14 protein-coding genes are annotated in these 13,580 nt (G+C 37.5%); 10 read left to right on the top strand and 4 right to left on the bottom strand.

Annotated elements, in window-relative coordinates; translation table 11 throughout:
* Window positions 1-30: 30 nt before the first annotated feature.
* Window positions 31-231, bottom strand: coding sequence for a hypothetical protein (locus AS180_RS22625; protein ID WP_139109199.1), 201 nt, complete (start codon window positions 229-231; stop codon window positions 31-33).
* Between the two features lie 135 nt (window positions 232-366).
* Entirely contained in the window at window positions 367-1,107 is a 741-nt protein-coding gene (locus tag AS180_RS13125; RefSeq protein ID WP_025910856.1) for a Cof-type HAD-IIB family hydrolase, read from the bottom strand.
* 251 nt (window positions 1,108-1,358) lie between these two features.
* Here AS180_RS13125 and AS180_RS13120 point away from each other — a divergent pair, with 251 nt between their 5' ends.
* Entirely contained in the window at window positions 1,359-2,987 is a 1,629-nt protein-coding gene (locus tag AS180_RS13120) for a family 14 glycosylhydrolase (protein WP_062686913.1), read from the top strand.
* Between the two features lie 61 nt (window positions 2,988-3,048).
* Here AS180_RS13120 and AS180_RS13115 read toward each other — a convergent pair whose 3' ends face one another.
* Complete coding sequence (locus tag AS180_RS13115; RefSeq protein WP_025910858.1) at window positions 3,049-3,237, bottom strand: hypothetical protein; 189 nt, start codon at window positions 3,235-3,237, stop codon at window positions 3,049-3,051.
* Between the two features lie 248 nt (window positions 3,238-3,485).
* Here AS180_RS13115 and AS180_RS13110 point away from each other — a divergent pair, with 248 nt between their 5' ends.
* The 6 genes from AS180_RS13110 (at window position 3,486) to AS180_RS13085 (ending at window position 9,965) form a co-directional block, all read left to right on the top strand.
* Window positions 3,486-4,448 carry a carbohydrate ABC transporter permease gene (locus AS180_RS13110; RefSeq protein ID WP_062686912.1) on the top strand — a complete coding sequence of 321 codons (963 nt, stop codon included), beginning with the start codon at window positions 3,486-3,488 and terminating at the stop codon, window positions 4,446-4,448.
* Window positions 4,448-5,275, top strand: coding sequence for a carbohydrate ABC transporter permease (locus AS180_RS13105; RefSeq protein ID WP_025910860.1), 828 nt, complete (start codon window positions 4,448-4,450; stop codon window positions 5,273-5,275). The genes AS180_RS13110 and AS180_RS13105 overlap by 1 nt, the downstream gene beginning before the upstream one ends.
* 68 nt (window positions 5,276-5,343) lie before the next feature.
* Entirely contained in the window at window positions 5,344-6,639 is a 1,296-nt protein-coding gene (locus AS180_RS13100) for an ABC transporter substrate-binding protein (protein ID WP_025910861.1), read from the top strand.
* Window positions 6,640-6,930: 291 nt separating this feature from the next.
* On the top strand, window positions 6,931-7,260 hold the full coding sequence (locus AS180_RS13095) for a metal-sensitive transcriptional regulator (protein WP_061785821.1): 330 nt from the start codon (window positions 6,931-6,933) through the stop codon (window positions 7,258-7,260).
* Between the two features lie 16 nt (window positions 7,261-7,276).
* Window positions 7,277-7,483: a copper chaperone CopZ gene (gene copZ / locus AS180_RS13090; RefSeq protein WP_061785820.1), complete on the top strand. Its 207-nt coding sequence runs from the start codon at window positions 7,277-7,279 to the stop codon at window positions 7,481-7,483.
* Window positions 7,484-7,559: 76 nt separating this feature from the next.
* Window positions 7,560-9,965, top strand: a complete 2,406-nt coding sequence (locus tag AS180_RS13085) for a heavy metal translocating P-type ATPase (RefSeq protein WP_062686911.1) — start codon at window positions 7,560-7,562, stop codon at window positions 9,963-9,965.
* 156 nt (window positions 9,966-10,121) lie between these two features.
* Here the strand turns inward: AS180_RS13085 and AS180_RS13080 are convergent, their stop codons facing one another.
* Window positions 10,122-11,363 carry an erythromycin esterase family protein gene (locus AS180_RS13080; RefSeq protein ID WP_062686910.1) on the bottom strand — a complete coding sequence of 414 codons (1,242 nt, stop codon included), beginning with the start codon at window positions 11,361-11,363 and terminating at the stop codon, window positions 10,122-10,124.
* Window positions 11,364-11,508: 145 nt separating this feature from the next.
* On the opposite strand from AS180_RS13080, the gene fosB reads away from it, so the two are divergent.
* The 3 genes from fosB to AS180_RS13065 are packed head-to-tail and all read left to right on the top strand — an operon-like array spanning window position 11,509 to window position 13,478.
* Window positions 11,509-11,943 carry a metallothiol transferase FosB gene (gene fosB / locus AS180_RS13075; RefSeq protein WP_062686909.1) on the top strand — a complete coding sequence of 145 codons (435 nt, stop codon included), beginning with the start codon at window positions 11,509-11,511 and terminating at the stop codon, window positions 11,941-11,943.
* Between the two features lie 35 nt (window positions 11,944-11,978).
* Complete coding sequence (locus AS180_RS13070; RefSeq protein ID WP_156413491.1) at window positions 11,979-12,368, top strand: hypothetical protein; 390 nt, start codon at window positions 11,979-11,981, stop codon at window positions 12,366-12,368.
* An 18-nt stretch (window positions 12,369-12,386) separates the two neighbouring features.
* A complete protein-coding gene (locus AS180_RS13065) occupies window positions 12,387-13,478 on the top strand; it encodes a dipeptide epimerase (RefSeq protein WP_062686907.1) in 1,092 nt (363 codons plus the stop codon).
* Window positions 13,479-13,580 lie beyond the last annotated feature (102 nt).

Raw genomic sequence — 13,580 nt, 5'->3', positions numbered from 1 at the left:
TTATGAATAATGAGAAAAAAAGTAAAGAGTTTAGGACATAACAAAATGATTGCTTCTAAAAGACGAACACTCGCTGTTCCCATCTCTTTGATTTGTCTCAACACGTTCGTTCCATTGCGCTACGGCCACTCGCTTTCCGCGGGGAGGAACCTGAGCTTCCTCACTGCGCTGCGGGATCTCCGTTTTCCCTCTCTTTCCCGCAGGAGTCGAGTGTCCTACGCTCCATTCCACCCTGTTTCCAACATTGTTTTCACAATCAACAAAAAACCTGAACGATTAAAAGTTATGAACTCTCAATCGTTCAGGTATAGTAGAGGCTGAATTACTTATGTCTCAGTCTCTTTTGAGAAAGTGTAAATATAACTCTTACTTTAAAGCCCAGTGATAAATAGCTTCAGCAACACCATCTTGGTCATTGGTTTTAGTTATCCAGTCAGCTGCTTCCTTTACGACATCTTGCGCGTTACCCATGGCTACGCCTACTCCAGCTTCTGTAATCATTGCAATATCATTTAGGCTATCACCCATAGCCATTACTTCGTTCATTGACAGATTTAAGCGTTCACAAACGGTACGAAGTGCTTTTGCTTTATTGATGCCAAGAGCGTTAATTTCAAGATTTGTTGGGCTAGAATTTGTAATTTCAAGATTTTTGTTTTTAGTTAATGTATCTAAAACTAATTTGCGCGTATCATCATCATGAATATCATAGCCAAACTTTAGCCATTCATGATTAGTAATATCCGTTGGAAACTCGTCCCTCCATACCTTTTCACTCGTCACAGCCCAAAAAGTTAATTTATGCTTTTGTTTTAAATCCCACATTTCTTGTATGTAATCTGGTTGTAGAATCGTGCGCTCAATTAAATTTCCTTCACCGTCCCAGATTTCACTCCCATTTACATTAATAATATAAGAGGAAAGCTTTAACGACTCAGCAAATTCAATACTAGTTGGGCGCGACCGTCCTGTACTTAAAACCACATGTATTCCTTTTTCTTCTGCTTGTGCTATAGCTTTTTGATTACCTTGTGAAATTTCACCTTCTGTATTTAATAGTGTGCCATCCATATCAAGAGCAATTAACTTAATTGATGGTTTATCCATAGTGCTTCACCCTTTCAAAAATGCTTTTTCTACTTTAAGCATAGCATGAACAAACCTTTTAAAAAAGAAAGGTGCTGAGTAAAGGATAGATCAAATGACTCATTTTTCAAAAAAATGAAAAAGTTAATTGACGAATACGAAAGGGCTTTTCTATAATTTTATAGAAAGGAAATTCATCTTTTATAGAAAATTGCAAGCGGTTGCATAAAAAGAAAGATGAAGGCTTCTAACAATAATAAGGGGGAGAAGAGATGGGGAAAAGTTTTAAAGTGCTGTTAGCATTCATAATGAGTATAGCAATTATATTTACAAGCTATACAAGTACTCACGCAGAAGTCAAATCAGATTACAAGCTGTACGTTATGGCTCCTTTAGGAGAAATTACGGATTGGGATCAGTTTGAACGTCAGCTTGTTCAAATGAAGAAGAATGGAGTATACGGCTTAACAACAGATATTTGGTGGGGAATTGTTGAAGCTACGGGAGATAATCAATTTGATTGGTCTTATTATAAAAAGTATGCCAGCGTTGTTGAAAATTCAGGCCTGAAATGGGTTCCTATTTTATCCACACATCAATGTGGTGGTAACGTAGGAGATGATTGTAACTATCCAATACCTAATTGGCTGTGGGAAAAAGATGACATAGAAAGCATGGCATTCAAAAGTGAAACTGGGTTTGTTAATAAAGAAGCATTAGCACCTTGGTGGAACGGAATTGAAAAGCAGTATGAGGAATTATATCGCTCGTTTGCAAAAAACTTTGCTAATTATGATGATATCATTAGTAAAATTTATTTAAGTGGCGGACCAGCAGGAGAATTACGCTACCCATCTTATCAGTTTGCAGACGGATGGGACTATCCAAAACGCGGTCAGCTACAAGCATATACAGAAGGTGCAAAAGAAGACTTTAGAGATGAAATGAAGAATCAATATAAAAATATTAAAAATCTTAACAAGGCGTGGGGAACATCATTTAAGAAGTGGAATGATATTGAACCTCCAACTGACGGAGATACTTTCTTTACAAGCGGTGAAGCTTACAAAACTATATATGGAAAAGATTTTATGAAGTGGTATCAAGGGGCTCTTGAAGATCATCTTCAGACAATCTCAAAGCAAGCACATAAATACTTTGATCGTACGTTTGGCGTAGAAGTTGGTGCGAAAATTTCTGGTGTGCACTGGAAGATGAACGATCCTGAAATGCCACATGCTGCTGAATACAGCACAGGATATTATAATTATGCTAAGCTTCTAGACCAATTTAAAAAATCAAATATGGCGTTAACGTTTACTTGCTTAGAAATGGGAGACCAAGATGCACAAACATCTCCTTACTATAGTGCTCCAAAAACGTTAGTGACTCAAATTGCTACATTAGCAAACGAGCGTAATCTTTCGTTAAACGGAGAAAATGCGCTTCCTGTTATTAATAATGAATGGGGATTTGACAATGCATCTGAGATGGTATTTAACTATGACTTTGATGGTTTTACGCTTCTTCGTATGACGTATTTATTTGACGAGGCTGGGCATCCGACAAATGAACTTAAGATGTTGAAGGATAAGCTTGCGCTAAAGCCATTACCAGTTACGTTTAAAATGGAAGGTTTACAGCTAAAGAAAGGTCAAACGCTTCATGTAACAGGTAATCGAGGAGAGCTAGGTCGTTGGAATGCAAGCAACTATAACTATACGTTAAAACCAAAGCGAGACGGTAGCTTTGAGGGAACATTTGACTTAGCTGCTGATCGTGAGTATGAATTTAAGTTCTACATTAAAGATCAAAATGGGAAAATCATTTGGCAAGATGGTGAAAATCAAAGCTACAACACACCAGCAACGGGAAAAGGACATTACGTAGCAACTTGGTAATAAAATTGAAACAGCCGCTTATACGAATAAGCGGCTGTTTTGTATGATAGATGTTTCGTTTTTACTTTGCTTGGTCTTGATTGTCAGCATGTTCTTTTGGATTTTGTTTATCATGATTAGGAGACATCATGTTTGACATGACGACATGGCCATCTCCACCGCATACTTTGCACTTTATAAATGAAAGCAGCGCAAATCCAAATTTCGTTCCGCTTCCTTGGCAGTGTGGACAAACATAACGAAGAGGCATTTTGATACCATCCTTTTTTATAAATTCATTCCCATTATAATTTTTGTACCTTCCTCTCACAAGGTACAAAAGGTAGAAGAAGGTGGAGGAGATTTTTCTCTCTAGTTAAAAGGTAGGGGGTGAAAAATCATCGATTTTTGTTGCTTTTAGGGGAAGAGTTCAATATTTTCCACCCTCTTTGTCAATGTAATCGGTTTCAAAAAAGTTTATGCTGCACTAAAATGAGAGCATATAGGAGGTGCGGTTACATGGAGAGCCAAAGCAAATTGCAAGAAAAAGAGGTTGTGTCAGTAAATAAGCCAAGACAAACGAAGTCATCAATTCGCACAAGCAATCGTAAAAAGTGGAAAAAAGCAGGAATATTTACCTTGTTTGTAGGACCAGTCCTTTTAGCATTTATCATGATTGTTTTATACCCGTTTTTATCAGGTGTTTATTATGCCTTTACCAATTGGAATGGTGTAACAGGAAATATTGAGTGGGTAGGATTAGACAACTTTAAGTACTTACTTTTTGAAGATAAGCAATTTCATGCTTCCTTCATTCTAACCGCGAAGTACACCGTTGTTGCAATCTTATTAACAAATGTCGTTGGGTTTGGTCTTGCATTACTTGTTACACAGATGCTTAAGACAAGAAACATTCTACGAACAGTCTTCTTTTTACCTAACTTAATTGGTGGATTATTACTTGGATTTGTATGGCAATTCATTTTTATTCGAGGATTTTCATCAATTGGTCAATTAACAGGATGGTCACTATTTGAGCTTCCTTGGTTGGGAGATGCAAATACAGCTTTTTGGGGCATAGTTATTGTCAGCGTATGGCAAGGTGCCGGTTATATCATGATTATTTATGTAGCAGCTTTACAAAACGTTCCTCAAGAGCTTCTTGAAGCAGCAAAAATTGATGGAGCGAACCGCTGGCAAACACTTCGTCATATTACACTACCAATGGTAGCGCCAGCCGTTACAATTTGTTTATTCTTAACCATTTCATCTTCATTTAAAATATTTGATGTAAACTTATCATTAACAAACGGTGGACCGTTTAAATCAACAGAAATGTTAGCGCTTAACATCTATACAGAGGCTTTCGTTAACAACCGTTATGGTATTGGAGAAGCAAAAGCACTGATCTTCTTCTTAATCGTAGCAGGTATTACAACGCTTCAAGTTATGTATACAAAGAAGAAGGAGGTTGAATCTTAATGCGCAATAAGTATACAGGAAAGACGTTTATTATTGAAATCTTAGCGATAATACTAGGTCTAATCTTCCTTGTTCCGTTTTACTATGTTATCGCTAACTCATTAAAGCCGTTTGCAGAAATCTTAACGAATACATCAGCTTTACCATCAGCATTTCAATGGCAAAACTACGTAACAGCTTTTGAAAGAATGGATTACTTACGAGTATTTAAAAACTCATTAATGATTACAGTAGCAAGTAATCTAATGATTGTAGTCTTTTGTTCAATGGGTGCTTATATGCTTGTACGTACAAAAACAAAGTTCAGTAACTTTATCTTTTTACTCTTTGTAGCAGCGATGGTTATTCCGTTCCAATCTATCATGATTCCATTAGTAAAAGCGGCAAGTTCGTTTGGATTAATGAACAGTATCTGGGGATTAGTTGTGATGTATCTAGGATTTGGTTCTGGATTAGCAATCTTCTTATATCACGGGTTTATTAAAGGGATTCCAGTAGAGTTAGAAGAAGCAGCAATTATTGATGGATGCTCTACATTTGGAGTGTTTTGGAGAATTGTATTCCCGTTGTTAAAGCCAATCACAGTGACCATTATTATTTTAAACAGCTTATGGATTTGGAATGACTTCTTATTACCGTTACTTGTTCTGCAAGATCCGTCATTGCGTACAATTCCATTAGCAACGTTCTTCTTCTTTGGACAATATACAAAGCAGTGGGATTTAGCACTAGCAGCATTAATGTTAAGTATCATTCCATTATTAATCTTTTTCTTCTCAATGCAAAAGCATATTATCAAAGGAATTACAAGTGGGTCTATTAAATAATGAATTTGGAAGCCTATGCTCATGATGAGTGAGCATAGGAGCCAAACATATCATAGGAGGAACCAAGCATGAAACTAAAAAAATTTCCTTTAGCAGCAGGTGTACTATCAGCATCTCTTTTATTTACAGCAGCATGCTCCAGCGATAGTTCATCTGGCGATAATGCAAGCGGTGGCGCAAAAGGTGACCAAGTTGTTGTTGATATTTTTCAAGGAAAAGTTGAAATTGCAGATCAGCTAAAAGCATTAACAGATCAATATACAAAAGAAAATCCTAACGTAACGTTTAACATTGAAACGGTTGGAGGTGGTGCAGATGGTGCAGCAGCACTAAAAGCGAAATTCGCTTCTGGAAATGAGCCTGATATCTTCTCAAATGGTGGCTATCAAGAAGCTGTTACGTGGAAAGATAAACTTGAAGATTTATCTGGTGAGCCTTGGATAAAGGATGCGTTTGATAACACGTTAGATCCAATGACAATTGACGGTAAGGTATATGGTCAGCCAATGAACCTGGAAGGCTATGGATTTGCGTATAATAAAGAGCTTTTCAAGAAAGCGGGTATTAAAGAAGTACCACAAACATTAGATGAACTAGAAGCAGCAGCTAAGAAGCTAAAAGCAGCAGGAATCACGCCGTTTTCAATTGGATACGGCGAATGGTGGGTATTAGGAAATCATGGTTTAAACATTCCTTTCTCAGCTCAAGAAGACCCAGATGCGTTTATTAAGAGCTTAAATGAGGGGACTGGAAAAATTTCAGGTAACCAGCAGTTTAAAGAATATGTTAAACTATTGGATTTAACAATTAAGTATGGAAATAAAAACTCATTAACAACGGATTACAATACGCAGGTAACGAACTTTGCAACGGGTGAAGCAGCAATTATTCAACAAGGAAACTGGATTCAGCCAATGCTTGATAAGATTAATCCAAACTTAGATTTAGGCGTTATGCCAATGCCTCTTGGTGATGGTGGAAGTGTGAAAGGTAAAATTTCAGTCGATGTACCAAGCAGCTGGGTCGTTCATAACGGTGCACCAGAAGCAGATAAAGAAGCAGCAAAAGATTTCTTAAACTGGATGGTAACTTCTGAGGAAGGTAAGCGTGCACTTGTAGAAGAATTTAAATATGTACCTGCATTTAAGACAATTGAAGCAGATGCAAAAGATATTGGTCCATTAGGTGCAGAAATCTTAAAGTACTCTGAAGAAGGAAAAACAATGCCGTGGCAGTTTATGAAGTTCCCAGATGGTGTGAAAGAAGAATTTGGTGCCTCACTTCAAGAGTATGTGGGCGGTCAAGTAACGGAAGAAGAACTGTTTAAATCATTTGAAAGCACTTGGGATAAACTAAAAAAATAAGCTTATTTATAAAAGAGGCTGGGACATAAGTATTTCAGCTAGTTATAAACCCGAACTATTGAGAGTTATCTCTTCTCATAGTTTGGGTTTTTTGTTGATTCGGAAAAATTTTTAAAAAAAAGAGTGAAATGGAACGAACGTGTTCAGACAACCTAACTAGGTTAGAAACGTCATGATTCGTCTCCCGAAATGAATCATTTAGTTATGTCTCAGTTCCTTTTCATTTTGCATAACACTTTACATAGGGTAGGGGGGTACATTATAATATGAAATATGAAAGGTGGTTTTTGAATGGAAGAAAGCCATGAGTCTGAAATGAAGGTAGAGTGTCATTCTGGTACTGTACGACGAAGTCATCATTCTCCAAAAGTTAAGAAAAACTTAACGAGTCGGCTTAATCGAATTGAAGGTCAAATTCGAGGAATCAAGGGTCTGATTGATAAGGATACGTATTGTGATGATGTCATTACGCAAATATCAGCTGTTCAATCAGCTTTAAATGGCGTAAGCAAAATTTTATTAGAAGGTCATTTGAAGCACTGTGTGGTCGAAAGAGTGCAGGAAGGTGACGATGAAGTACTAGATGAATTACTAACAACGATTAAACGCTTAATGAAATAAAAAGGAGCTGGAAAAGATGGAACAAACAGTATTATCAGTACAAGGTATGTCATGTGGGCATTGTGTAAAAGCAGTTGAAGGTGCACTATCAGAGTTAAGAGGTGTAAAAAGTGTACAGGTTAATTTAGAATCAGCAACGGTTGAAGTTGAATATGATGAAAGTAAAGTCAGCCTTGAAACGATTAAAGAATCAATTGATGATCAAGGCTATGACGTAGCGTAAGAAAGCGTGCGAATAACTTCGCACGTTCTCTTTTAAAAAGTAATATACCTACACATGGTATATGAGGAGGGGTTTTATGAAAAGTCAAAAAGACATTACGCTACGCATAGCAGGTATGACGTGTTCAGCTTGTGCAAACCGTATTGAAAAAAGTTTGAAGAAACTAGATGGCGTTGAAGATGCAGCTGTTAACCTTGCATTAGAAAAAGCAACAATTCGCTATACACCTGAAGTAGTTCAGCCACGCGTTTTTGAAGAAAAAGTGCAGAATCTAGGATATGATGTCATTTATGAAACAGAAGAACTAGACATAACCGGGATGACCTGTGCAGCTTGTTCAAGCAGAATCGAAAAGGTATTAGGAAAGCAACAGGGAATTGCTCATGTAAACGTGAATCTTGCATTAGAAACGGCAACTCTAAAATATAATGAAGAACAAATTGATCTATCTACCATCATTAATAGAATTGAAAAATTAGGATACGGTGCGTCTTTAAAGGCTGAAAAAAACGAAAATATCCGTGAAAAAGTAACCAATCAGCAAGAACTCAAATTTTTAATTGCAGCAATATTAAGCATACCGCTGCTTTGGGCGATGGTTAGTCACTTTTCCTTTACGGCCTTTATTCCTGTACCGCCAATGTTTTTAAATCCATGGTTTCAACTGGCCCTTGCTACGCCAGTTCAATTTCTTATTGGTGGACAGTTTTATGTTGGAGCCTATAAAGCGCTAAGGAATAAAAGTGCGAATATGGATGTTCTTGTGGCTTTAGGAACGAGTGCGGCTTACTTTTACAGCGTTTATTTGTCGATCCAGTCCATTGGTTCAAATGCCCATATGATTGAACTTTATTATGAAACAAGCGCAATCTTAATTACGCTTGTTTTACTTGGGAAATTATTTGAAGCCAAAGCAAAAGGGCGTTCTTCAGAGGCAATTCGAACGCTTTTAAGTTTACAAGCAAAAACAGCGGTTGTAGAGCGAAAAGGCCAACAGGTTGAAATCCCTATTGAAGAAGTGAAGCATGGAGACGTTGTTTATGTGAAGCCAGGCGAAAAAATTCCAGTAGACGGTGAGGTAATAGAAGGACAATCTGCAATTGATGAGTCCATGCTAACAGGAGAAAGTATTCCAGTTGAAAAATCGGTTGGTGATGATGTGACGGGAGCCACAGTGAACAAAAATGGCTTTTTAAAAGTAAAAGCAACAAAAGTGGGAAAAGAAACAGCCCTTGCACAAATTATAAGAGTTGTGGAAAGCGCACAAGGTTCTAAAGCCCCTATTCAACGCGTGGCTGACCATATTTCAGGTATTTTTGTTCCCATTGTTGTAGCAATAGCAATCGTTACGTTTTTTGTTTGGTATATGGTGCTTGATCCTAGTGACTTTGCTTCAGCGCTTGAAAAAATGATTGCTGTACTTGTAATTGCCTGCCCTTGTGCATTAGGTCTAGCTACCCCAACGTCAATTATGGCGGGATCAGGTCGAGCAGCCGAGCTAGGTGTTTTATTTAAAGGCGGTGAGCATCTAGAAGCAGCTCATGAAGTAGATACCATCGTGTTAGACAAAACTGGTACCGTGACAAAGGGTGAGCCAGAAGTAACGGATGTTGTGACAGAAAATGCTGGAGATAAAGAAAAGCTTCTACAGCTTGTTGCCTCTGCTGAAAGTCAGTCTGAGCATCCATTAGCACGCGCAATTGTCAAAAAGGCTTCTGAACAAAATCTTAGTTTGCTAAAAATTTCAGCTTTTGAAGCAATACCTGGGCATGGTATAAAAGCGATTATAGAGGATGAGGAAATTTTAGTTGGTACGAGAAAGCTTATGTCTGATTCTGGTATTGAAGTTGCGGGTGTTGAATCACTCATTTCAGAAATTGAGTCTCAGGGGAAAACGGTTATGCTAATTGCTTTAAACAGTGAATATGCAGGGTTTGTAGCAGTTGCTGATACGGTTAAAGAAACGTCAGCAAAAGCTATTAAGGACCTAAAAGAAATGGGACTTCACGTTGTGATGATTACAGGTGATAATAAGCAAACAGCGAATGCTATCGCTAATGAAGTGGGAATTCATCATGTGCTTGCTGAAGTATTACCAGAAGGAAAAGCAGCCGAAATTCAAAAGCTGCAGGCTCAAGGGGCAAAAGTGGCAATGGTTGGTGACGGCTTAAACGATGCACCGGCTCTAGCAGTGGCGGACGTTGGAATGGCCATTGGAACCGGCACAGACGTCGCGATTGAAGCAGCAGACTTAACGCTTATGAGAGGTGACCTTACAAGTATCGTTCATGCTTTGCAAATGAGTAAAGCAACAATGCGTAACATTAAACAAAATCTCTTTTGGGCATTCGGCTACAATACCATTGGAATTCCAATTGCCGCAATCGGATTTTTGGCACCGTGGTTAGCCGGAGCAGCTATGGCGTTCAGCTCTGTATCCGTTGTGTTAAATGCGCTGCGTTTGCAGAAAATGAAGATTTAGAAGATAGGGTGGAACATAAGGAATTCAGCTAATGATAAACCTGAACGATTAAAAGGAAGGAACTTTAATCGTTCAGGTTGTTTTAATTGTGAAAACAATGTTGGGAACGAGTTCAGACAACGTAAAGAGATTTTGTCTTTTTGAACATTTGCTTTGTTATTTCTCACCTTCTTTTTTGAATGGAGGAGGTGAAACTTTTTGCACAAAAAGAGCTCCATCCATTTGTTCGCGGGGCGTAATTAATGTTTGCATGGTTCCGCTATCTAAGAAAACTGTTTTTTTGAATATCCATTCGTTTTCCCGTTGCTTTTGTAGTTGAGAAAAATCTACAAACGTAGTAGGTGAATTCACCTTAGAGAGGTAGTCTTCCAAACTTTTTTTAGGTGGCTTGCTTAGTTTATAAGCTTGACCCGTATCTGTTATAGTTTCGCCTTCATACATAAACAGACCCATATAGTAAGAGTCATTTTGAAGGGTTTTTGATATCTTAGAGCCCATTGGTTCAAACTTTGAAAAGAACGAACGGAAATTTTTAAAAATATGCATGTTATGAGCCCAAATGATGATTTTTTCATTTGGATAAAGTTCATTGCACAGCCATTCAACATTTTCACAAAGTCGCTGTTCACGCACTTTTTTATAAGTGCGATGATCTTCTGTCAGGTGATTCAGAAAATATAAGCGGTTAGCTAACGAACGCTGCATGACGTGTAGATAAGTTTCTTTAGCTTGTTCTCGTTCATTAAGAAGGTGAAATTGAATTGATTTTATCAGATCGTTAGCCTTTGTGATTGCTTGTTCTTTAAAATGTTTAAAGAGCTGCAGCACATCGTTTGGTACTTTTTTTCGTGCCGCTGTATATTGACCAATTTTGTAGTACCACTCATATGCACCTCGTTCAATAAATTCAAATGCTTGTAGCTGTTCTTCTGTAACGAATGGCTGTAATTTTGCTACAAATCTTAAAAAGGTGTCAGGGATTGAAGAAGGATTTATATCAATTCCAGCTAAACGAAAATCTTGTCTTTTTAATAGATGAAAAAGGGGCTCGGTATCTTCTGTTGCCCATAAAGAATAAATACTATTTTTCATGAAAGCTTCTGGTGTTGACGCTTCTTTCAATTCATTTGCTCCGTATGCTTCAGCAAGGCCACTTTCGAATGCCAATACGTTAAAACCCATCTCTTTATGCAAGAATGAAATTATCTTTTCTTTTAACATGGTGTGTTCACGAATGAAGTGCCCATTTTCACCAAGCCAGACAATTCGTTTATCTTGAATAACTGACTTTAAAAATGAAAAGTCTTGAGAAGCACAATCTATAGGCTCAGCTAGACGATATGAATGTGCTTCTAGCCAATTAATGACTTCCTTTTCTCTCTCTTTACTAAAAAACATGAGACACCATCCTTTGTATAAATTACGTATTTAGTATACAAAAATAGGAAGAAAATTTAAAATAATAAGATAAAAATGAAAATGATATGGTAGTATATGTATATAGTTAGTGGTTCTACTATCTAGACAAAAGGTGGAGGACAACATGATTCAAGGAATAAATCACTGCTGCTTTTCAGTATCTAATTTAGCTCAGTCAATCGGTTTTTATAAGCAGGTTCTAGGTGCTAATCTTCTTGTTACTGGCACAGCCACAGCTTATTTGGATTTAAATGGTTTATGGATAGCGTTAAATGAAGAGAAACATATTCAAAGAAATGAAATTCACGATTCCTATACCCATTTTGCGTTTTCAATTAAAGCTGGAGATTTAAAATGTTTTGAGGCAAAACTAGCGGCTTATCATGTACCAATTTTAAAAGGAAGAACAAGGGATGAGCGTGATAGAGAGTCAATTTATTTCACGGACCCAGACGGGCATAAGTTTGAAGTACGTACGGGCACGTTAGAAGACAGACTTCGCTATTATAAAGAAACAGAACCTCATATGGTATTCGTTGAAGAAGGGAAAGGGAAATGAAAAAGTAGCTTATGTTGAGCGGAATCTTTTTTCTAATGGTAGGAGTTGTTATAGGGTTCATATATATAAGAAAGGGTGAATCTCTTCAAATAGGAACCATTACAACTTTTCCTCACAATAAAAAAACAGTGGCAATCGAGTTAGATAATGAAAGCTCTATTAGCTCAGTTTATCTCATAGCTATACAAGTAAATAATCAAGCACATCCAAGTGGGCTAGAACTTGAGCAAATAAAAGCGAACGAAGTGATCAACTTATCAGATCAGATTGATCAACAGCTAACGCTACAAGAGGTGCATAAGAAGATAGAGCCTTCCAGTAAAAGATATATGTTAAAAATTACTCATAGCAAACCAATTGAACGAGTAGCTCTTACCTATAAGTATGTGGGAAAAACGCAAACACAAGTAATAATTTTGGATTAAAAAGTGGGAGTGTGCCAAATGATTATTAAAAACCTTGAAGTAAAGCATGAAACTATTCCGTTAAAAGTACCATTTAAAACAGCGCTCCGAACAGCCACAGAAATTGAAAGCGTTGAAGTGATTATTACGTTAGAAAATGGAATAACGGGTAGAGGAGCGGCTGCCCCAACGTATGTGATTACAGGTGATTCGTTAGAGAGCATTTTAGCAGCTCTTAAAGGGCCTATTAAAGCTGCGATAATTGGAAGAGATGTTAAAGAATTTCAACTGTTACTTCAAAGCGTACAGTCTTGCTGTGTAGGAAATACTAGTGCTAAAGCTGCTGCTGATATTGCTCTTCATGACGCATATAGTAGATTAATAGAAGTTCCGCTTCATACTTACTTAGGGGGTAAAAAAACACTTTCCACCTGTATGACCATTGGTGTAGACACTCCAGAGAAGATGACGAAAGCTGCTAAATCAGCTGTAGCTGACGGCTTTCAAGTACTTAAAATAAAGGTTGGGGCGAATCCAGAGTTAGATATTGAACGCATACAGAAAATTCACGAAGCTATTCCTTCATACATAAAGCTTCGTTTAGATGCAAATCAAGGTTGGCGTGCGAAACAAGCAGTGCAGATTATTCATGAGATGGAAAGTAGAAACTTTAACATTGAGTTTATTGAACAGCCAGTTCCTTCCTATGATTTAGATGGCCTAAAGTTTGTAACTAATCGGGTTTCTACACTTATTATGGCAGATGAAAGCTTGTTTTCAGTAAAGGACGCGTTAAAGCTTGTCGCAGGGCGCTATGTAGATTTATTAAATATTAAGCTTATGAAGTGCGGGGGAATAAACGAAGCATGGAAAATTGCGAGTATTGCAGAAGCAAACGGTGTGGGTTGTATGATTGGTAGCATGATGGAACCTTGTTTTTCTGTAGGAGCGGCAGCACACTTTGCAGCAGCACATCCAAATATTCATTACTTTGACTTAGATGCTCCACTATGGCTAGATGGCGACTTAGATGTTTTAACCTATCACAGAGATCAAGTCATTTTATCTGCTCTTCCAGGGGTTGGAGATGTACAAACTACTTTTCAAGGAATTAAAAAAGATGCCACCTAGTATCATAATCTAGTTGGCAGTTTCTTTGAACATTTGAAAATGGAAAGCTTGTACGTTTTACTGCTCGTCCTTTTTTTGCTCTTCAATGATAGTGGCAATACG

Origin of the sequence: Priestia veravalensis (assembly GCF_001457055.1) — a bacterium.
Classification (GTDB): Bacteria; Bacillota; Bacilli; order Bacillales; family Bacillaceae_H; genus Priestia; species Priestia flexa.
The sequence above is the reverse complement of the archived record's forward strand: the minus strand, read 5'-3'. Positions and strand labels throughout refer to the sequence as shown.

Excerpts from the sequence above, each read along its gene's own strand:
- AS180_RS13125 (WP_025910856.1), bottom strand. The coding sequence starts at position 1,107 with ATGGATAAACCATCAATTAAGTTAATTGCTCTTGATATGGATGGCACA.
- AS180_RS13120 (WP_062686913.1), top strand. The coding sequence starts at position 1,359 with ATGGGGAAAAGTTTTAAAGTGCTGTTAGCATTCATAATGAGTATAGCA.
- AS180_RS13115 (WP_025910858.1), bottom strand. The coding sequence starts at position 3,237 with ATGCCTCTTCGTTATGTTTGTCCACACTGCCAAGGAAGCGGAACGAAA.
- AS180_RS13110 (WP_062686912.1), top strand. The coding sequence starts at position 3,486 with ATGGAGAGCCAAAGCAAATTGCAAGAAAAAGAGGTTGTGTCAGTAAAT.
- AS180_RS13105 (WP_025910860.1), top strand. The coding sequence starts at position 4,448 with ATGCGCAATAAGTATACAGGAAAGACGTTTATTATTGAAATCTTAGCG.
- AS180_RS13100 (WP_025910861.1), top strand. The coding sequence starts at position 5,344 with ATGAAACTAAAAAAATTTCCTTTAGCAGCAGGTGTACTATCAGCATCT.
- AS180_RS13095 (WP_061785821.1), top strand. The coding sequence starts at position 6,931 with ATGGAAGAAAGCCATGAGTCTGAAATGAAGGTAGAGTGTCATTCTGGT.
- copZ (WP_061785820.1), top strand. The coding sequence starts at position 7,277 with ATGGAACAAACAGTATTATCAGTACAAGGTATGTCATGTGGGCATTGT.
- AS180_RS13085 (WP_062686911.1), top strand. The coding sequence starts at position 7,560 with ATGAAAAGTCAAAAAGACATTACGCTACGCATAGCAGGTATGACGTGT.
- AS180_RS13080 (WP_062686910.1), bottom strand. The coding sequence starts at position 11,363 with ATGTTTTTTAGTAAAGAGAGAGAAAAGGAAGTCATTAATTGGCTAGAA.
- fosB (WP_062686909.1), top strand. The coding sequence starts at position 11,509 with ATGATTCAAGGAATAAATCACTGCTGCTTTTCAGTATCTAATTTAGCT.
- AS180_RS13070 (WP_156413491.1), top strand. The coding sequence starts at position 11,979 with ATGGTAGGAGTTGTTATAGGGTTCATATATATAAGAAAGGGTGAATCT.
- AS180_RS13065 (WP_062686907.1), top strand. The coding sequence starts at position 12,387 with ATGATTATTAAAAACCTTGAAGTAAAGCATGAAACTATTCCGTTAAAA.